Here is a 17,765-nt window from a genome sequence, read left to right as displayed (position 1 = left end):
TACGGGAGTCCGTGAGTCCGGGAGTCACAGACTTACAGACTCCGGTATTTGGTGCGCGGGTCAGCTGGTCGCGGCCAGGTGCAGGACGGTGTCGCCCTTGTGCTCGCGCTCGGCTTCCTTGATCCGCGCACGGCACCAGGTCTCTCCGCGCAGCACCCGCAGCCGCTGCTCCGGCACCTCCTTCTCGAAGTACCGCTGGACGTCCTTCCAGCCCGTCTCCTGGTCCGCGCGGAGCCGCGCGAGGACCCACTCGCGGGCCGCCTCCTTCTCGGCCTCGGCCTGCTCCGGGGTGGCCGCGCGAGCGGTCTCCGCGGCGAGCGTGCGGGCCGCGCGAGCCTGCTTCGAGCCGCCCTCGCCAGCGTCCTTCTGACGGCCCGGCGCGGAGGGGGGGTTGTTGGGCTTGACCTGCTCGTTCGTTGCGCGCGTGCGGGGCGCGCGCGGGCCCTGTGGGGCCTCTCCAGCGGGGACCTCGGCGCCCTTTTTGATCTTCGCGGCGGATGTCTTCGTGCGGTCCGCGCGGAGGGCGTTCGCGGGGTCCGCGAGGATCTTCCCGATGGCCGCGGGGTCGATCATCCAGCCCTCGCCGGCGGGCACCTCGCGCACCGGCTCGGCGGGCGCGTCGAACATCGCGAGCGACGCCGTGGGCCTCAGCTCGTCGTGCTTCTCGACGAGCCCGGCGACCTTGCCCGCGCGCTTGCCGAACCGCTTGAGGATGCCCTTGGTCACGCCCGGCTCGGCGCCGTGCACCTGGCGCCAGGCCCGGTCCCACGCCTCCGCTTCCGACAGGGGCGGCATCGTCGCCGTGCGCAGCCACGCGGCCCGCCGCACGACGCGCGGGTGCTTGATCCGCCGCAGCAGCGCGATCCGGATCTCCTCCGCGCTGCGGCCGCCCACGCGGTGCATCTGGGAGTGGAGGTAGATCTCGAACACCCCGACGCCGAACAGGGAGCTGGCCGCGAAGACGACCGCGAGTTCGGGCTTGTCCGCGTGGTGCCAGGCGTTGAGCGCGGCCGCGATGGTGGCGAACGTCCACGTCATCACCGAGTACAGCTTCGCGGGCTTGTCGTTCTCGACCGCCCACTTGCGCAGCCACGCCATCGCCCAGGTCGCGCCCTCGATGAAGACCGGCACCAGCAGCGCCAGGACCCAGACGACACCGAGGTCGACCACGGCGGAGAACTGGCCGGGGAACGCGAACGCGATGGAGGTGATCACCACGGTCATCACCCACGGCATCGGCGATCCGACCGCGGCCGCCATCCGTTCGTTGCGGGCCTTGCGGGCCGCGGCCTTCTTCTCGCGCCGCTTGCCCTTCTCTTCCAGCTTCTTCGTCTTCGCGGCCTCCTTGCGCAGGTCCTTGCGCTCGGCGGCCTTGTCGCGGGCCTCGGAGATCTCGATGTCCGCCAGGGCATTGGTGCGGCGTCCCGTGGCCTCGGCCTGGGTGGCCGCCGCGCGCGCCGTGACCTTGTCCATCTGACGGCGGCCCTCGTAGGTCGTCGTCTCCATCAGCGGGTCCTTTCCTGGCCCTGGCCCTGGCGGGCCCGGGTGACGCGGGTGATCGGGTCGGAGACGTTCAGGGAGGTGAGGACCTGCCACGAGTCGAAGTCGGCGCCGGTCCAGTCCGTCACGTCAGCGGTCTGCGGGGCGGCCTCGGCCAGGCGGTCGTTCGCCGTGGTGGTCGCGGTCTTCACGCCGCCTCCTTGTCGCGGTAGCCGCCCGCCACCGTGCGGAAGGCGGGGGAGGTGAGGGCGCTCTGCGGGGTGAGGACGGCGTCCAGGGCGATGACCACGAGCGCGATCAGCGCCAGGCCGATGCGGGCCATGACGTCCAGCTCGATCCCGAACAGCCAGGCGCCGCCGGCCAGCGCGGCGAACAGCCGCACCCGGCCCAGCATCACGGGCAGCAGGGAGAACAGGAGGGTCAGGCGGGGGTTGGATGTCGTGAAGTTCATGCGGCCCGACCACCCTTCACGGTGCCCAGGGCGGCGGTGCCGCGCCGCGGCATCGGCACCACGTTCGCCAGGGGGCGGACGCCCAGCACCCGGCGCAGGTGCTTGATGTTCTCGCGGTCGATCTCGCTGTCCGGGTCGCTGGTGTCCACCAGGAACTCCAGGAAGTCGGACCGCAGCTCGGGGGACGCGGCGCGGAGGGCGGCGAAGTCAGTACCGAAACCCATCGCGGCCTCGATGTACTCGCTCTCGCTGCCGACGATGCGGCCTGCGACGATGGTCCTCATAGGGTCGTGCCTCTCTACTCGTTCGGCCCTTGCGCGGGCTCTCCGGCTTGGCTTCCAGGCGGCCGGGGGGCCCGTTTTTGACATGGCGGTGCCCCAGGAACGAAGCACACGGGTTTCTCGCCCCTCCTCCCACTCAGATGACTAGTTAAGTGGCGGGGCGCTTCGATTAACCCACTGGACTTGGCGGCTGTCAACCTGTCTAGTTACCCGGCATGTCGAACTGCCTTTGACCTGCTCTTTTTTCCCGTAGAGACGAATTGGCAGTGTCTCGACTTCCGGAAGACAACTAGACATGTCATGCTGGCAGCGTCGATCTAGAACCACACCGAAAGCGAGGGCCAGACAGCCGTGACCAAGAAGGAGCCCCCGAAGGTGCAGCGGATTGCCGCGAGCATCCAGGGCAAGATCGAGCGGGGCATCTACCCGCCCGGGTCACTGCTGCCGAGCGTCCCCGAACTGCAAGCGGCTGAAGGCATCGCCTACCAGACCGCACGCGAGGTCTACGGCGTCCTACAGGCGCAGGGACTCGTCTTCTCGCGGCGCGGGAAGGGCACGTACGTCAGCCTCCTGCTTGGCAAGATCCTCCGCGACGGCACCGGCAGATACCTGCCCAGCGCGCGATCCGAGGGGGGAGCGGTCGGCGCGTTCGACGCGGAGATTCGCCGTCTGGGCTTGATCTACCAGCCCTTGCCGACGGTGATCGCTCGCGAGCGGCCGCCGAAGCGGGTGGCCACCCTGCTGGGCTTGCACCACGCGACGAAGGCCTTGAAGCGGGAGCGCGTCATGCCCGTCGGCCTGGCGGAGGACACCGAGGTGACCGAGGTCATCCAGCTCGCCACCTCATGGTTCCCGCCCGATGTGGCAGATGCGTGCCCACAGCTGGAGCAGCAGAACACGGGCGCCGGCGGGAGCAAGAGCAGACTCGCGGATGCCGGGTACGCGCAAGTCCGGTTGCGCGAAGAGATCGAGGTGCGCCCCGCCTCCCCCGAGGAGGCGAACGCCCTCGGCATCCCAACCGATCAGGCGGTCCTGGAGATCACCCACCAGGGCCTGACGGAGGACGGGCGGACCGTGGAGGTTGGACTCCACGTCATGCCCCGGACGAAGTGGCGCCTCTCGTACGAGTGGAAGATCGGCGCCTAGACCGGCTGCACTCGTCGCAGCGCAACCAGACACACGACACCGATAGCAAGGAGCAGAGCCCACATGGCAAGCAACACGATCGGCGCTGACGGCCTGATCACCCGAGACGCCCGTAGCCGCTACCGCACGGCTCAGCGGGAAGAGAACGGCGCGCACGGCGCGTACGAGGGTGAGCTGCGCCGCGGCGGTGGCTCCCCGCGCAGCGACGTCACGGTGTCGCGCGGCACCGCTCCGGCCGACGTCGCCGAGCTGCTTGGGGAGCGGGGAGAGGTCGTCGTCCGAGCCCGCCGGATGTTCGACGGTGACCGGCTGATCCAGCTGGCGGACACCTTCATCCCGATCGACGTGGCGGAGGCCGCTGGCATCGAGCAGATCGACACCGGCGTTGGCGGCATCATCAGCCGGATGCGCGAGGCAGGATTCGACCAGGGGGACGAGGCCACCGAGGACGTCGACCTTCGGCCGTCCACCAAGGAGGAGGCCGAAGCTTTCGGCCTGCGCCCCGGTGAACTGGTGCTCACGATCACGCACGTCGGCACGACCGAGGACGGCCGGGTCGTAGAGGTCACCCAGCACGTCTTGGGACGCGGTTGGAAGCTGCGGTACGCCGTCCCGCTGGCCTGATCACCAGATGGGCCCCCGCCGCCGCCGGGGGCCCATCGCCCTCAAAGGACTCCCGTATGACCGCACGACTCACGAGCACCGAGATCCTCGCCGAGCTGAAGGGTGCCCTCGGCGAGGGCGGCTGGCTCCCCGCCTACACCGAGGGGGGCGGGCCGGGCCCGCTGCCGCAGAACGCCACGTTGTCCGCTGTGGTAGAGGCCCTGGAGGAACACGCCCGCGTTGCCTCGTCCGCAGCAGTGACCACCCAGCTGAACCGCGCCGCGCTGGAGATGGCAGGGATCAAACGGGTTGACGACGAGTCGGTGACGTACGGAAAGCTCGGAACCGCCTTGGCCTACCTCGTGCAGGCCCGCGGGGCCGCAGAGACCTCTTTGTGACCTTTACGAGTTATGTCGGCCCTACCAGCGGTGACGGACGCAACTCACAGGGTGTGTCCCCCGTTGGAGCAGCTAGATCAGAAGGGAAGATAGGGCCATGACTTCTTAAACAAGGCTGCAAACGCCGCGACGGCCGTCCCTGTGCCACCAGGTCCGGCCGTCTGAGTCGACTCGCTCGCTATGCCTGCTCCGAGTCGTACGTCGGCGGTAACGCCGGGCGCCAAGACCACAAGGGCCCGGGTACCGATATCAGAATAGCCAGACCTGGCCGCACCAAACAGCCACGCGTGCGCCGCGTCACTCCTATCTGGTGATGATCCACCGTCGTACGGCTCCCCGATATCCAGGGGAGACCCCAGCACCATGCGCACCACTGTTCGACCGCCCGGCACGAGCGCCGTGTCCGGGGCGGGCTCCGCCACCCCGAGAGGGGGTGCGCGTTGAGGAAGCGTTCAGGACGGCCGCCACGGTTCGCGGCCGTCCCCAATGAGACCGTCGACGACGCCAACAGCCTTGATCTGGAGGCCCTGGGCCTGCTGACCGTGGTTCTGCGTCACCGCGATGGCTACGAGATCACGTTGCCGGAGATCGCGGAGAAGTACGGCTACGGCCGGGACGGGCTGGCCGGTGCCTGGGGCCTGCTCCAGGTCGCGCGGTACATCATCAAGGTCAAGATCCAGTGGGCGCGGGACAACCAGTGGTCGACCGAGGTCGTGGTGTACGACACACCCGCCACGGACGACGAGATCCAGGAGCTGCTGGCCAGCATCGCGGCGGAGGACAACGTACGGGTCGCGAAGCTGGAGCCGCCGACGAAGACCGCGAGGGAGCGGGCGGCGAAGCACTCCGCCAAGGTGGAGGCCAAGCGGAAGTCGAAGCCGGAGCGCCGGAAGGTCGACTTCGACGTGCCGGGAGAGACCGGCCGGGGCCGCCGTGGTGGTGGCGAGGATCAGGGGAGTGGGGCCGCCGCGCCGGCGGCACCGGCTACGCCGCCCCGGAAGTCGGCGGCGCCGAAGAAGCCGACGGGGAAGAAGGAGTCGGGCAGGCGGCTGACGCAAGCTGAGGCCGCGGCGGTGAAGCTGGTGGAGACGGCGTTCCCGGAGGAACTGCAACTGCCGTCGTACCGGCCGCCGGTGTTGCGGGACGCGATCCTGGAGGCCCTGGACTCGCGGTCGGTGGACGTCGTGGTTGAGCGGGTGAAGCGCCGGTGGTGGAAGCACGGCTACGAGGAAGCCGTGATGCCGGGCGGCAAGGGCATCGGGTCGGCGATCGGTGTCGCGGTGGCGCTGGTGCGTCCGTCGACGGACTGCCCGGACCCGATGTGTGAGGACGGCGTGGTCCTGGACACCAAGGTGCCGTGCCGGGTGTGCGAGCAGCGCAAGGAAGACCGCAAGGGCCCGGTGCCCGCGCAGCGCGGCGGGTCCGGCGAGGGCCAGGGCGACGGCGCCCCGGCGCCGCGGCGGTGGAAGTGCCGCAGCTGCCACACGCTGGGCAAGTCGGGTATCGAGGCTCCCGAGGACGGCCTGTGCGGTCCGTGCCGGAAGGACGAGCAGGAGGCGGCGGCCGCGGTCGCGTCTGCGCGCGAGCGGCTAGAGCAGGCGGAGGCCCGCCGGGAGCAGCTGGCCCGCGAGCAGTGGATCGAGCTGGTGGAGGACGCCTACCGCGAGCACGCCGAACGCGAGCAGACGGCCGCTGAGGAGCGTGAGCGCCAAGAGGCGGAGGAACGGAAGCGGCGGGCCGACGCGGAGGAACGGCGCCGTATCCAGGAGCAGATCGCCCGCGAGAACCCGGAGCTGCTGGCCTACTCGCAGACCGCCTGACCACGGCCGGACGGCCGTACCCCACGCCGGGGTACGGCCCTTCGGCATGTCCGGAGTCCGGGACTCTGTGAGTACGGGACTGCCGGAGTCTGTACTCCTGGCCGTGCGCGTTGCGCACACCGTGCGGCGGTGAGGGATGCACGAGGCACGGCGCGGAGCGTCGTTCCTCGAGCAGGACCGCCCCGGGCGGCGGCGGCCCGGCTACACGTCCGACGCGGCGGCCGCGAGGACGCCGACGGTGCTGTCGAGCATCGCGCACAGCGCGGGCAGGTCCTCCTCGACGGCGGTGATGGGGTCGTTGGCGAGGGCCTTCGGCATGGCAAGCACGCAGCCGGTCACCGCCACGATCACCGCCTTGTGCGCGGGGGAGAGCTGCTCGGCGGTGGCCAGGCCGTACGCGACGTCCAGCCGTTCCCGGAGCGCCTGGGGGACTCCCCCTTCTCCGTACCGGTCGACGTCGTCGCAGTCGGCCGGGTCCAGACCGGCCGTCGCCTCCTGGACGGCGTCGGCCAGATCGCCCGCGATCGGGTTCCCGACCGGGCCGGGCAGGGAACGCAGCCAGTCGGCCGCCCGGCGCCCGGACGCGGCAGCCGTCTCCAGCGCGGCCTCCTGCCCGGGGATCGGCTCGGTGGTCGCGGGGGCGGCCGGCGGGACGGCGGCGGGGCGGGGCAGGTCGTAGAGGCTCACGCACGGACCAACGACGGCCGGAGTGCCGGGGACACCCCGGGTTCGCCGGCGGCCGCGGCGCGCTCCTCTGCCGGACTCCGGTAGTCCGAGACTCTGGGAGTGCCGGACTACCGGAGTCCGGTGCCGGGTCGGTCCGGGCCTGGTCCGAGCGGGCGCCGTATGCCGTGTGGTGCCAACTGGCGGTCGACGTCGACGGCGGGCGGCGGCTGGTCGGCGGCCCGGTCGGCGACGGTGCCCGGCCGCGTGACGGCAGTGTCCTGCGCGAGGGGGCTGGGCTGAGGGCCGGTGCCCAGGGGGCGGCGGGTGGTGCTCACGGCCTCATCCTGGCAGGCCCGGGCGGGGAAGCTGGCCTACTCGGCGGCCGATGCGGGCGGGGTGCTGAGCGGCGCGAGAGCGGTGTAGCAGGGGCCGCACACCGGAAGGGCGTCGGTGATATCGGCCGGGGAGCTGTGCTGTTCGACCCCGGGCGTGACCACGCGCAGCAGGTGCCCGGGCTCGGCGGCCGCGGTGCAGGTGCCCGAGCCCTGGTGGTACAGGGCGCACACGCAGCGGCAGCCGCCGGGCCGGTGCTGTTCCCACGTGAACAGCCACGTCTTCGTCAGGTAGAGCACGGGGTGCTCGGGTTCGCCGGACATGTCGGAGACGGTAGCGGTCCCGCCCGCCGGGGTGTGCGCGTTGCGCACGGTTCACCCGGGGCGAGGCCTCACCCGGAGTGATGAAACCTGTACGATCCAGCGGGTAACAAGTTGGATCAAGAAATGCGAAACGGCCCCAAAGGTTTGGTCGCCAGGGGGCCGCTCGCTGTGATGCTTCGGTCCCACTGTACGGGGTGCTCCCGATTTCAGGGCACCCTGCGCGGGGTCCCGAGGCGGGAGAGGCGTACCCGCATGACCCCTGAACAGGCGAAAGACGGCTTGATCCACGAGCAGCCCCAGGGCTATTCGATGACCCCCCAGTGGGTGATCAAGGCGGCTCCCAAGCATGTCTGGTTGTACGACTGGCTGCGTGCGCGCTACGGCGGCCTCGACGAGACCTTCCCCGGCGTCGACACGCTCGCGGAAGAGTTCGGCGTGTCCCGCTCGACGATCGAGCGGACGCTGCGGGAGCTGCGGAAGGTCGGGGCGCTGGAGGTCCGGCCGCGCTACAAGGACAACGGCGCGCAGACCACGAACCTGTACGTCACGAAGTTCTACCCGCCGGCGGCGTCCGCCTGACCGGCAGGCTCCAGCCCAGCACGCAGGCCCCTGTCAAAGGTGACGGGGGCCTGTTGCCGTCTTCGGACCCGGCCGCCGACCCCCCATCAGATCTGACGGGGGGTCCCCGTCACCTTTGACAGGGGGGTCCCCAGCAGGAATGACGGGGGGACCCCGTCAGAAATGACGGGCAAAGTACATAGAGGTGATCTAGATAGAGGGGTTGAGGCACACAGAGCTGTGAGCCACACAGAGATCGTGTGCTGCGCACGCTCATCGACTGCCGGGGGCTAACGCCGCCCCCGGCCACCCCGCGCCAGCGCCTTGGATGCGCTGGACCATCCCCCGGTCATGGTCCTGCGCTTCGCGCACCATTCCAGGCCCTAGGGGGCCTTCCATTGGACCAAGCCCCCTGGAAGTAGTGGCTGATCACCATCGTGGCTGGGGTCCTACCTGATGTAGGAACAGAAACCACAGGACGCGCGTGCGCGCGCGAGGCGGCGGCCGCGCTCAACCGCCCTCGATGTGCCGGTGGCCCGCGTCGTACTGGCGGCGGACGGTGGACTGCTTCTCCGGGTCGCCGTGGACGGCCTTGGCGATCGTGCGCCAGGACAGCTTGTGGTCGTCGCGGAGGTGGACGACCAGGACCGCGGCGCGGGCCTCCAGGAGCCGGGCGAGGTCTGTCGTGTGGGCGGCGGCGGCGAGGGCCTGCTCGGCGGGCTCGTGCGGGTCGTACCCGGCCCCGTACTCGTCTCCCAGGGCTTGCAGAGCGTGCGCGAGTTCGCCGGAGTCGACCGTGCGGGCGAGGTGCCCGTGCCGGTCGTCGTGCCGCGTCCAGCGGATCTCGGCTCGGCACTCGCTGGGGTGGGTGACGGTGACGGCCACCGTGGTTCTCCTTCCGGCCGGGGTGTGCGCATTGCGCACGCTTGATCATGCCGCACCGCCCGACGACCTCTTGCCCCTTCCCGGATAAGTTGATTGAATTAGCAGTGTGAAGCTGGGGGCGGGAATCCCCGGCTGACGCTCCGGGCCCGCGGGCCCGCACCGAAGTCCTCAACGACCGGAAGGAAGCCGATGGCCTCCGAGACCTCCAGCACCACCCCGGCCGCCACGCAGTGGCCGTATGCCCCTGGTGACACCGTCTTCGTCTACGACGGCGGGCCGGGCCTCGTCAGCCGCGTCGAAGGGTGGGCCCTGAGCCTCCTGGAGAGCGTGATGGGCGACGGCCGCGAGGCCACGTTGAAGCGCATGGTCGTCGTCTTCCGCGACGCCGCCGGCCACCTCGACATCTCCTCGCCGCTGTGCGTGGCGCCCCTGGAGGCGGCGGCCGCGGCCTGGCACCTGGTCGCCCCGGACGGGCGGATCGTCGGCGGCGGCACCCGCCGTCAGGGCCGCGAGCCCTCGATGGCGCGCGACGAGCTGGAGGCGCTGCGCGACGCGGGCACGTACGAGTCCCTGGTCGGCTCGGTGGCCGTCGACGGCCTGCCGGATGGCGTCCAGCGTGCCTCGTCCGCCGGCGGGACCGACCCGGTGACCGAGCCCTCGGACGGCACCTTCGCCGCGGCCCGCGGCGGCGTCTACCTGTGGCACGTCCCGACCCCCTGAATCCGCCCCCAGCCCCCTAATCGAAGCGTTTTCCCAGGTCAGGCCCGACACCCGGTTTTTCGGTTGTCGGGCCTGACCTGCGTAAATGGTTCGTTTTCGCAGGTGGGACCCGACAACGGGTTTTCCCGGGACCCGGGGAAGGCGGGAGTCCCTATAGAAGACTGGGGTTACAGAAGACGAGACAGAACACAAAAAGCGCCTTGCGGCGCGTGCGCCGCTGGTGACGCCCGGAGGGCTAGGTACCGGTAGTAGCGCGTGAGCGTGCGCGAGGCGGCTCCGCCGCGACCCATGGCGCCACGGCGCCAGACAGTTCGCCCCTCCCCGAAGAGATCCACCCGGCGGCCGGTGGCCGCAGTCCAGCCCGGCACCGGGCGGGCCTCGATGGGCATCCGCCCCTCTCGTCCCCCTAACAGGCCGATGCGCCCGGCTCTAGTAGGCCCTCTCTCCCCCGGTACAGGGGCTCATGGCACCCTCACCGCCGTTGCCGGAGGGGACCCCCCGGCGCTGAAAGCGCAGGTCAAGACCGCAACCCCGATGAAAGCCGCAGGCTCATGACAAGCGGAGCGACGGCGCACCGCCGCTTTCGGGCGCCTGGGCCTGTTAGGGGTTAGAGGAGGGGGGCGCGGGCCCGTCACCCGTTGGGGTGAACGCCGGTGCTGGGGTGACGGCATCGTCGTGGCTGAGGTGATGACGGGCCCGCGCCGTGGGTGGCTGGCCTGAGTGCGTACGTGCAGGTCAACCCATAAATAGGACGCCCCTCCGGGGCGACTCAACGCAGCCCAATCGGCTCCGCCGGGGGCGCCACGGGCGCCCCCGACTCCACCGATGGGACAGCGGACGCCCTACGGGCGGCAACCAGGAGAGGGAGTCGGCGCGACCCTGAGCGGTCCTGTGCGGCTCTCAGGGCTTGATCGGCACTCCCGGGCCTCCGTGCCGGGAACGGCGCTCCTGGCCCCCGTCAGGCGCGTTCTCGGCGGTCTTCTGTGGCGGGTGTGGCGAGGGGTTCCGCCGGGCCGTTGCGGCGCCGCCCTCCCCCGCCGGGCCGCCGACCTGTCCCCGCCGGCGGCCCGCGCACCGGCCAGTCACGGACTCCGGGACTACTCCCGGACTCACGGACTCTGTAATTTCACGCATAAATATGCAGCTCAGAGGGCCTGTCCGGTGGCTGGTGCAAAGAATCTTCCCTGCACCTCTTGCAGGGGGTGTACGGAAGTCCGTACAGTCTTAGGTGTACGAAGTTCCGTACAGCAACCGAAGGAGAGAGCCCGTGAGTGACACCACCTCTCAGAACTCGAACGACACCGTGACTGTCGAGATCACCAAGTACTCCGTGGTCGACGCCGAGATCCCGGCAGACCACGAGGACCGCCGGCACTTCACCCTCCAGGTCCAGCGGCGCGGTGACGGCACCTGGACCATCCACCACAAGGGCGAGTACCTCGGCGAGGACGGCCGCTGGGGTGAGGACGCGCACGGCTTCGACCACGACACCGCGCTGGCGCGGGCCAAGGAGGAAGCGCCCCACCTGATGGTCAACGGGCTGACCATCGGCGACGTGCTTGCCAGGCGGAAGTAGGACAACCCGGCGCTCCCGGCCACGGCTGGGGGCGCCAAACCCCGCGGGCCCGCGATCCCGGCCAGCTGCCACGGCGCGGGGTGGCCGTCGCTCGCGTTCAACTGCGCAGCGGCGGCCACGGTGTGGGGCTGGCCCGCCGGATCGCCGAGCCCCGCGCCGACCGGCGCGGGGCTCATGCGTGTACCGCGGCCCGGTCGCTGCGGGTGCCCGGCGGATGGCTCCCTCTTGTGTTGCGAATAACGGAGTCTGGAACTGCCGGAGTACGGCACTACCGAACTTACGGACTCTGTTATTTGAGCTGCATATCTGCTGGTCAACGTCGCACGATGGCAGTCGTTGAAAGAAACTTCCCTGCACCTCTTGCAGGGGTGTACGGAAGTCCGTACAGTCTTAGGTGTACGAAGTTCCGTACAGCAACCGAAGGAGAATCCGATGATCGTCGCTCTCGCCACCTCGGTGATCGCCGTGATCAGCACCCTGCTCGGCTCGATCGTGACCGGTCGCCTCCAGGAGCGCGTCACCGACCGCAGCGAGGCCGAGAGCCGTCGGCGGGAGCTGCGCAAGGAGCACCTGGACGCCGTCAAGGACCTCGCGGCCGCCGTGTCCGCCCACCGCTCGATGATGTGGCGCCGCGGCGACGCGAAGTTCAAGGGCGACCTGGAGCGCTACGCGGAGCTGCGCACCCGCAGCCACGAGACCCGCGCCGCGGTGACCGCTCCCCTGGTCGCCCTGCGGATTCTCGTCACCGACGCCACCGTGCGCGCCGCGGCGGACCGGATGGTCGACGCCACGTTCGGGATGCGTCACCAGGACACCTCCGCCGAGGTCCTCAACGACGCCCGGGTCGCGGCCCTCACCGCTCACGACCAGTTCGTGGACGCCGCCGCCGAGTACGTCCGCGGCCTCTGACCCCGCCCGACACCGACTGCCGAACAGGAAGGAGAACAGCCGCCATGGAGCAGCCGTCGAAGGAGATCGCCCGCGTCACCGCTGTCGAGACGGCCGCCGAACGCCACGGCGTCGGCGCCGACGAGGCCCTGGCGGCTCTCGCCCTGGCGGCTCTCGCCCCGGCCGCGGCCGCCGCGCTGCGGCTGCTCGCCGACGCCATCCGGCGCGGCACCGACCACGACGACGTCGTCCAGGCCCTGAAGGAGGCCGGGGTGCACGACGCGTTCGCCGACGTCCTCGACGCCGCCTCCGACACCGCCACCAGCGAGCTGGAGGACCCGTTCGAGTTCGACGGCCGCCTGCACGCCGACAACCTCAGCGCCGCCGCCGGCCAGGTCCGCGACGCGTTCCGCTGGCTGTAGCCACCACCACGCAGTACCGAGAAGGGGAAACCGCCTGATGATCGCCATCGTCCGTACGACCACGCTGAACGCCCTCCGGGCCGACAGCGCCGCCCTGGAGACCACCCGCGAGGACCTCACCCGGGCGCAGACCGAGGCCGCCACCGCGACGGACTCCGCCACCCGCGCCGAGACCCTCGCCGAGCAGCAGTTACGGCAGCTCGCTCAGGCGCACGCCGACCGCTTCCAGGCCGAACGCGACCGGGATGCCGCCCGCAAAGAGCGGGACCAGGCCCTGGAGACGGCCCGGCAGGAGGCACAGCAGCAGCTCGCCGAGATCCGCGCCGAGGTGGACCAGATCCGCCGCGACGCCGCCGACACCGAGACCGGCGAGACCATGCGCGCGGCCCTCGCGTACCGCATGTTCCAGCGCCTCTACGCGGACGCCCGCGCCCAAGGCCTGGTGGCCAAGCCGCCGGTCGACCTGGTCGCCGTGATCCTCGGTCTGGACGGTGCCGAGCCGGGCCCGGACAGCGGGCTCGACCGCACGCCTGCCTGACGGGCCTGCGCGGGGTGCCCCACACCGACGTTCGGTGTGGGGCACCCCGCTCTGTTCGCTCCCTCAGCCGCCCGGCCCGGGCCGCCGCCGGCGGGGCACACACGGCCGGAGTGCCGGAGTACCAGACTCCGGCACTCCGGCATTCCGTGACTCCGGGACTCCGTAATTTCACACGCTCCACCGCTGGTCAGCGCCCTTTCGACGCGCGGCCGCGAAGAAACTTCGCTGCACCCCTTGCAGGGGTGTACGGAACTCCGTACAGTCATGGGTGTACGGAAGTTCGTACACAGGCCGCAAGGCCCCCGCCGACAGAGGAGAAGCCGATGTTCACCGGAACCCCCGAGGAACTTCGCCAGCGTGAGGCCCAGGCTCGCGAACTCGCCGAACAGGCCGCCGCACTCCTCGCCGAGATCGACGCTCTCGGACTGGGTGAGGGCATGGGCCAGCTGCACACCCCCGGCGGAATGATCCGCAAGCGGCCCGGCCAGGGCTGGGTCGTCGCCGACCGCTAGCCAGTCCACGGCGTCCGCAGGTGGCCGCGAACCGCACGACAACCCGAGGAGAACCCACCGCATGAACGACAAGGACCCGATCAGCTTCGTCCCGGCCGCCGAGTCCCGGCTCGGCGGCGGTGACTTCGTCATCAGCCTGACCCCCGAGCAGAAGAAGGCGCTCGGGGTGGATGCCCGCGACCTGGTCGACTGGCTGCACACCGCCCTGTCGGCCATGGCCCTGCTGCGCACCATCAACCCGGCCGCCGACCGCGACGTCGCCGGACCGGACACCTGGTACACCGCGGTCAACGACCTCGACCGGTGCCTCCTGCCCCGCTTGCAGGGCGTCAGGGACGCGGTGATCAAGGCCCACAACAGCAGCGGCGGCAGCCTTGCTCAGCTGGGCCGTGCCATGGACGTCTCGCGCAGTACGGCGCAGGACCGCCTCAAGGCGATCAGCAGCCCGGGCCCCCGCCGGGCTCAGTCCGCGCAGTGGGAGCAATGGGCCTTCGGCGCCCCCGCGCCCCGCGGCGAGGCCTCGCAGGACGACAGCGACAGCCAGTAGCAGCCCCACACCCGGGAGGGCGGGCCGGTCCGCCGGCCAGCAAGAGCGGTCCGCCCCCCGGGCTCAACCCCCATCCAGTCAGGACAGGAGATCTCACCATCATGAACGAGACTGCCGCCGCCGTGTTCGCCGCCGTCTTCGCCGCGCTGTACGTGGCGCACTCCGTCGGGGACCACTGGGTCCAAAGCTCGTGCCAGGCCGCCGACAAGGGCCTGCCCGGCTGGAAGGGCCGCCTGGCCTGCACCCGCCACGTCGTGGGCTTGACCCTGACCAAGGGCATCCTCCTCGCCCTGGTCGTCGTCGCCCTCCAGCTGCCCGTCACCGCGCTGGGCTTGGTGCTGGGACTCGGCATCGACGCAGGAACCCACTGGTGGGCGGACCGCCGGACGACTCTCCGTCGCTTGGCCCACAAGTGCAACAAGACCGAGTTCTACACCCTCGGCACCGGTGACCACCCCGCCGCCCCGGTGGCGCACAGCGGCAAGCCCGCCGCGCATCTGGGCACGGGCGCTTACGCCCTTGACCAGGCATTTCACCACTTCTGGCTCCTGATCGGCGCGCTCCTCATCGCGACCGTCTGACGGCCCCCTGTGCCGCTCCGCCCGCACCTTGGGCGGAGCGGCGCGGAGGACCGTCGGGCAGACCGGCGGCCAACCCGAGAAGGAGACAGCGTGCGCGAGCAGGACTACAGCACCAGCGAATTCCCCTGGATTCACATCGAGACGTTCGACTTCGACCGCGGCGTCCCCCAGACCGTGGTCGGCGCGCTCCTGGTCGACTTACGCGGCGTGGACTTCGACGACCCGACCGAGCAGGAGCACCTCAAGGGCCGTGACGGCAAGGACCCGGAGGTCGTGACGCACGTCCTGGCCTCCCGCATGGCGTTCACCAAGCTGCATCGGACCGCGGGGCAGGCGAAGGCGCTGCTCGACTTCAACGCGGCCTCGAACTTCACGCTGCGGATTCTCATCGGCGACGACGGCGGCCGCCCCCGCGCCGTGGTGGTGGGCGACACCCTGACGGAGATCCTCAACGGGCGCGGGATTCCGACCGAAGTGGAGCACCACCACCTCGACCCGCGGGAGGATCGGCCCGTGGCGCAGACCGGCACGGAGGACCAGGCCCCCGCCATGGACGGCGCGACCCGTGAGGCGGTCCGCGCCTTCTACCGGCTCCACCAGGCCACGGCCGCCGCGGCCGCCGACCCGTTCCACTCCGGGGCTCAGGAGACGCTGTCGAACGCCGCGCACGAGGCGAACGCCGCCATGAAGGAGGCCGGGCTCCTGGCCCGCCCGCCGCACGAGGTGATCGCACTGGTCCGTCAGGAGTTCCCCAACTACGACCCCACCGGCGGCCTCGGCTGCCAGAAGGGCGACGACCGATGATCCGTGACGCCGCGACCTGCGACACCTCCGGCTGCCTGGCCATCTACCTCGAACCCGACGACCTCCCCGAAGAACGGCCGATCGAGACCGCGTTGGAGGCGGCGGGCTGGGTCCTCGACGACGCCGCCGGCCACGCGTGCCCCGGCTGCGTGCGCGGTACGGGGCCGGTACTGGAGCGGGGGGAGTGCCCCCGCTGCTGCGGTTCCACCGTCGACCTTGCGGACGGGGCGGTCTGCCACTACTGCGGGCACGTCAGCCCGCACCCGCCCGAGGACGACTACGACCTCGACTGACGGCGGTCGGCGCCGGGAGTGCGGCAGTGCCGGAGTCACAGACTCTGGGACTGCCGCACTCCGGCATTCCGGGAGTCCGGTACTCGCGGACTCCGGGCGGGTTCTTGCCGGTCAGGCCGGGAGAGCGTCGATTGCGGCCTGCCACGGATAGGCGTCAAGGTCACCGTGCTTGGGCTTGTGCGGGGTGAACCCGCCCTCGCCGAGCAGCACGGTCACACCCGCCTCGCGCAGGAACTCGACGTGCTTCGAGACGGCCGGGTGCGCGGCCTGGGCGTCGTTGAAGTGCGGCAGGGCGACGATCGGCACGAGCGCGATGCCCTCGGTGATCAGCCCGAGCGCGAGGGTGTCGGAGACGGCCGTCGCCCACTTCGCCAGGGTGTTGTTGGTGAGCGGGGCGACGAGCATCGCGTCCGGCGGCGGCAGCACGTCGGGCTGCGACGGGAGCTTGTACTGGTGGCGGACGGGATGGCCGGTCAGTCGTTCCAGGGCCTCGATCTCGCCCTCGGCATCCTCGGTGAGCCACCGGTGGGCGGACGGGGTGAGGATCAGGCAGACGTCCCATCCGGCCTGCTGGGCGGCCTTGATAGGTACGGACAGGCGGCGGGCGGGAGGCGCGGCGCAGGCGATGACGTACAGGGTGCGGTTCATGGTCACCGGGAGAGTCCACAGCGATCAGCGAGGCCGTGCAAGCGCCCCTCGGCGCTCCCCGCGCCCAACAGCCGCAGGTTCTCGACGAGTTCCTTGGTCCGGGGGCGGCAGACCACCTCCTCGGGGGCGAGGGCTTCGGCCTCCAGCAGCGTGTCGACGGCCTTCTCGCGCATCCCGGCCTGGGTCTCGCCCAACGCCCGGTCGGTGAGCAGGTGGGCGCGGCGCTCGCGGGGCAGGGCGTCCAGGGCCTCGGCGGGGATGCCCGCAGCGACCGCCACGGCGTCGACGCCGGCGGAGAGCTGGACGTGGGCCGCGACCCGGTACAGCGCGCAGTTCGTCGTCCCGAACGACGTCCACAGCTCGTTGCCGTCTGTGCCGATCCGGGCGGCGTGCTCGTCGGCCTGGTCCAGGTAGAGGGGGACCGCCCGGGCGGCCGCGTCGGGGCTGCGGTCGTCCGCCTCGGCGACGGCGGCCTGGGCGAGCGCGGCCTTGAGGAACAGCATGCCGAGCACGCTCAGCCCCAGCGATCCGCGCTGTACCAGCTCAGGACGCAGGCGTTCGGCGGCCGCCGTGGCGAAGGCGACCGCGGCCGCCGCCTGGCCGTGGCTGGTCATCGCGTCCGTGAGGTGCCGGGCGGCACTGGCCTTGATCACGGCGTCCTCGGACCGTTCGGCGGCCGCGACCGCGCGGTGCCCGGCCACGACGGCGAGTTCGGTGTCGCCCCACTTGATGGCGGCCGCCTCGGTCAGCTCCAGGGACAGCGACAGCAGCCGGTACGCCTCCTGGAGGTCCTCGCCCTGGTGACGCTCGACGGCGCGCGTGGCGTCCACCAGGAGTGCCGGGATCTGCACACCGAGCCGGGCGAAGTGCCCGGCCTGGAACCCGGTACGGGCGTGGACCAGGGCGCGGCGCAGGTCGGCGACGGGCACCGGGTCGGCGCCGGAGTCGTCAGTACGGCCGGTGATGATGTCGTGGCGCTGCAAGACGGCGCGCACCGCGTCGATCTCACTCTCGGCGGGGCACAGGACGACCGGGTCGTACAACAGCCGGTCCACCGTGACGTTCAGCCGGGAGGCGATCTCGGTGACCACCGACAGGTTCGGGTCGGCCTGGCGGCGCCCGCCCTCCAGCTCCTCGACCCAGCGCAGGGAGCGCTGCATCAGGGAGGCGAACTCCTGCTGGGATAAGCGGCGGCGGCCTCGCCAGTGGGCGACGCGACGACCGAACTGGATGCGGTCCATAAGGCGCTCCGAGACGGAGTCGATGACCCAC

At 71.0% G+C, this 17,765-nt stretch carries 25 protein-coding genes; 15 read left to right on the top strand and 10 right to left on the bottom strand.

Annotation, left to right across the window (positions count from 1 at the left end):
• Window positions 1–60: 60 nt before the first annotated feature.
• The 4 genes from ACFWP5_RS13400 to ACFWP5_RS13385 are packed head-to-tail and all read right to left on the bottom strand — an operon-like array spanning window position 61 to window position 2,235.
• Window positions 61–1,506, bottom strand: a complete 1,446-nt coding sequence (locus tag ACFWP5_RS13400) for a DUF2637 domain-containing protein (RefSeq protein ID WP_384154598.1) — start codon at window positions 1,504–1,506, stop codon at window positions 61–63.
• Complete coding sequence (locus tag ACFWP5_RS13395) at window positions 1,506–1,691, bottom strand: hypothetical protein (RefSeq protein WP_384154596.1); 186 nt, start codon at window positions 1,689–1,691, stop codon at window positions 1,506–1,508. Before ACFWP5_RS13395 ends, ACFWP5_RS13400 begins: the two co-directional genes overlap by 1 nt.
• Window positions 1,688–1,951, bottom strand: a complete 264-nt coding sequence (locus tag ACFWP5_RS13390) for a hypothetical protein (protein WP_055689929.1) — start codon at window positions 1,949–1,951, stop codon at window positions 1,688–1,690. The genes ACFWP5_RS13395 and ACFWP5_RS13390 overlap by 4 nt, the downstream gene beginning before the upstream one ends.
• Window positions 1,948–2,235, bottom strand: a complete 288-nt coding sequence (locus ACFWP5_RS13385; RefSeq protein WP_384154594.1) for a hypothetical protein — start codon at window positions 2,233–2,235, stop codon at window positions 1,948–1,950. The genes ACFWP5_RS13390 and ACFWP5_RS13385 overlap by 4 nt, the downstream gene beginning before the upstream one ends.
• 348 nt (window positions 2,236–2,583) lie before the next feature.
• Between ACFWP5_RS13385 and ACFWP5_RS13380 the strand changes: the two genes are divergently transcribed.
• From ACFWP5_RS13380 to ACFWP5_RS13365, 4 genes are all read left to right on the top strand, one after another.
• Entirely contained in the window at window positions 2,584–3,378 is a 795-nt protein-coding gene (locus ACFWP5_RS13380; RefSeq protein WP_384154592.1) for a GntR family transcriptional regulator, read from the top strand.
• 63 nt (window positions 3,379–3,441) lie between these two features.
• On the top strand, window positions 3,442–4,002 hold the full coding sequence (locus ACFWP5_RS13375; RefSeq protein ID WP_384154590.1) for a UTRA domain-containing protein: 561 nt from the start codon (window positions 3,442–3,444) through the stop codon (window positions 4,000–4,002).
• A gap of 56 nt (window positions 4,003–4,058) precedes the next feature.
• Window positions 4,059–4,379 carry a hypothetical protein gene (locus ACFWP5_RS13370; RefSeq protein ID WP_384154588.1) on the top strand — a complete coding sequence of 107 codons (321 nt, stop codon included), beginning with the start codon at window positions 4,059–4,061 and terminating at the stop codon, window positions 4,377–4,379.
• 440 nt (window positions 4,380–4,819) lie between these two features.
• Window positions 4,820–6,199 carry a hypothetical protein gene (locus tag ACFWP5_RS13365; RefSeq protein WP_384154586.1) on the top strand — a complete coding sequence of 460 codons (1,380 nt, stop codon included), beginning with the start codon at window positions 4,820–4,822 and terminating at the stop codon, window positions 6,197–6,199.
• 201 nt (window positions 6,200–6,400) lie between these two features.
• Here the strand turns inward: ACFWP5_RS13365 and ACFWP5_RS13360 are convergent, their stop codons facing one another.
• The 3 genes from ACFWP5_RS13360 to ACFWP5_RS13350 all read right to left on the bottom strand — a co-directional run bounded on the left by ACFWP5_RS13360 (window position 6,401) and on the right by ACFWP5_RS13350 (window position 7,521).
• Window positions 6,401–6,886, bottom strand: coding sequence for a hypothetical protein (locus tag ACFWP5_RS13360; protein ID WP_384154584.1), 486 nt, complete (start codon window positions 6,884–6,886; stop codon window positions 6,401–6,403).
• Between the two features lie 107 nt (window positions 6,887–6,993).
• Complete coding sequence (locus ACFWP5_RS13355) at window positions 6,994–7,200, bottom strand: hypothetical protein (protein ID WP_384154582.1); 207 nt, start codon at window positions 7,198–7,200, stop codon at window positions 6,994–6,996.
• 36 nt (window positions 7,201–7,236) lie between these two features.
• Window positions 7,237–7,521: a DUF6372 family protein gene (locus ACFWP5_RS13350; protein ID WP_384154580.1), complete on the bottom strand. Its 285-nt coding sequence runs from the start codon at window positions 7,519–7,521 to the stop codon at window positions 7,237–7,239.
• A gap of 252 nt (window positions 7,522–7,773) precedes the next feature.
• Here ACFWP5_RS13350 and ACFWP5_RS13345 point away from each other — a divergent pair, with 252 nt between their 5' ends.
• Window positions 7,774–8,100 carry a GntR family transcriptional regulator gene (locus ACFWP5_RS13345; protein WP_384154578.1) on the top strand — a complete coding sequence of 109 codons (327 nt, stop codon included), beginning with the start codon at window positions 7,774–7,776 and terminating at the stop codon, window positions 8,098–8,100.
• A gap of 489 nt (window positions 8,101–8,589) precedes the next feature.
• On the opposite strand, the gene ACFWP5_RS13340 is transcribed toward ACFWP5_RS13345, so the two are convergent.
• Entirely contained in the window at window positions 8,590–8,964 is a 375-nt protein-coding gene (locus ACFWP5_RS13340) for a hypothetical protein (protein WP_384154576.1), read from the bottom strand.
• Window positions 8,965–9,153: 189 nt separating this feature from the next.
• Here ACFWP5_RS13340 and ACFWP5_RS13335 point away from each other — a divergent pair, with 189 nt between their 5' ends.
• The 10 genes from ACFWP5_RS13335 (at window position 9,154) to ACFWP5_RS13290 (ending at window position 15,845) form a co-directional block, all read left to right on the top strand.
• Window positions 9,154–9,684 carry a hypothetical protein gene (locus ACFWP5_RS13335; protein WP_384154574.1) on the top strand — a complete coding sequence of 177 codons (531 nt, stop codon included), beginning with the start codon at window positions 9,154–9,156 and terminating at the stop codon, window positions 9,682–9,684.
• 1,267 nt (window positions 9,685–10,951) lie between these two features.
• On the top strand, window positions 10,952–11,260 hold the full coding sequence (locus tag ACFWP5_RS13330) for a hypothetical protein (RefSeq protein WP_384154572.1): 309 nt from the start codon (window positions 10,952–10,954) through the stop codon (window positions 11,258–11,260).
• Window positions 11,261–11,692: 432 nt separating this feature from the next.
• Window positions 11,693–12,169, top strand: a complete 477-nt coding sequence (locus ACFWP5_RS13325) for a hypothetical protein (protein ID WP_384154570.1) — start codon at window positions 11,693–11,695, stop codon at window positions 12,167–12,169.
• 44 nt (window positions 12,170–12,213) lie between these two features.
• On the top strand, window positions 12,214–12,570 hold the full coding sequence (locus ACFWP5_RS13320) for a hypothetical protein (RefSeq protein ID WP_384154568.1): 357 nt from the start codon (window positions 12,214–12,216) through the stop codon (window positions 12,568–12,570).
• Between the two features lie 37 nt (window positions 12,571–12,607).
• Window positions 12,608–13,108 carry a hypothetical protein gene (locus ACFWP5_RS13315; protein ID WP_384154566.1) on the top strand — a complete coding sequence of 167 codons (501 nt, stop codon included), beginning with the start codon at window positions 12,608–12,610 and terminating at the stop codon, window positions 13,106–13,108.
• Window positions 13,109–13,431: 323 nt separating this feature from the next.
• Window positions 13,432–13,620: a hypothetical protein gene (locus ACFWP5_RS13310; RefSeq protein ID WP_384154564.1), complete on the top strand. Its 189-nt coding sequence runs from the start codon at window positions 13,432–13,434 to the stop codon at window positions 13,618–13,620.
• Between the two features lie 61 nt (window positions 13,621–13,681).
• The gene (locus tag ACFWP5_RS13305) at window positions 13,682–14,167 is read left to right on the top strand and encodes a hypothetical protein (protein WP_366768233.1); all 486 of its coding nucleotides are present in this window, start codon (window positions 13,682–13,684) and stop codon (window positions 14,165–14,167) included.
• Between the two features lie 101 nt (window positions 14,168–14,268).
• On the top strand, window positions 14,269–14,748 hold the full coding sequence (locus tag ACFWP5_RS13300; protein WP_384154561.1) for a transcriptional regulator: 480 nt from the start codon (window positions 14,269–14,271) through the stop codon (window positions 14,746–14,748).
• Between the two features lie 90 nt (window positions 14,749–14,838).
• A complete protein-coding gene (locus ACFWP5_RS13295) occupies window positions 14,839–15,552 on the top strand; it encodes a hypothetical protein (RefSeq protein ID WP_384154559.1) in 714 nt (237 codons plus the stop codon).
• Entirely contained in the window at window positions 15,549–15,845 is a 297-nt protein-coding gene (locus tag ACFWP5_RS13290; protein WP_384154557.1) for a hypothetical protein, read from the top strand. The genes ACFWP5_RS13295 and ACFWP5_RS13290 overlap by 4 nt, the downstream gene beginning before the upstream one ends.
• A gap of 111 nt (window positions 15,846–15,956) precedes the next feature.
• Here ACFWP5_RS13290 and ACFWP5_RS13285 read toward each other — a convergent pair whose 3' ends face one another.
• Window positions 15,957–16,493 (bottom strand): flavoprotein, encoded by a 537-nt coding sequence (locus ACFWP5_RS13285; RefSeq protein WP_384154555.1) that lies wholly within the window; start codon window positions 16,491–16,493, stop codon window positions 15,957–15,959.
• Window positions 16,494–16,495: 2 nt separating this feature from the next.
• Window positions 16,496–17,734: a helix-turn-helix domain-containing protein gene (locus ACFWP5_RS13280; RefSeq protein WP_384154553.1), complete on the bottom strand. Its 1,239-nt coding sequence runs from the start codon at window positions 17,732–17,734 to the stop codon at window positions 16,496–16,498.
• Between the last annotated feature and the right edge of the window lie 31 nt (window positions 17,735–17,765).

The organism is Streptomyces sp. NPDC058469, assembly GCF_042721125.1.
GTDB lineage: Bacteria > Actinomycetota > Actinomycetes > Streptomycetales > Streptomycetaceae > Streptomyces.
This window is presented reverse-complemented; position numbering and strand designations above follow the sequence as displayed.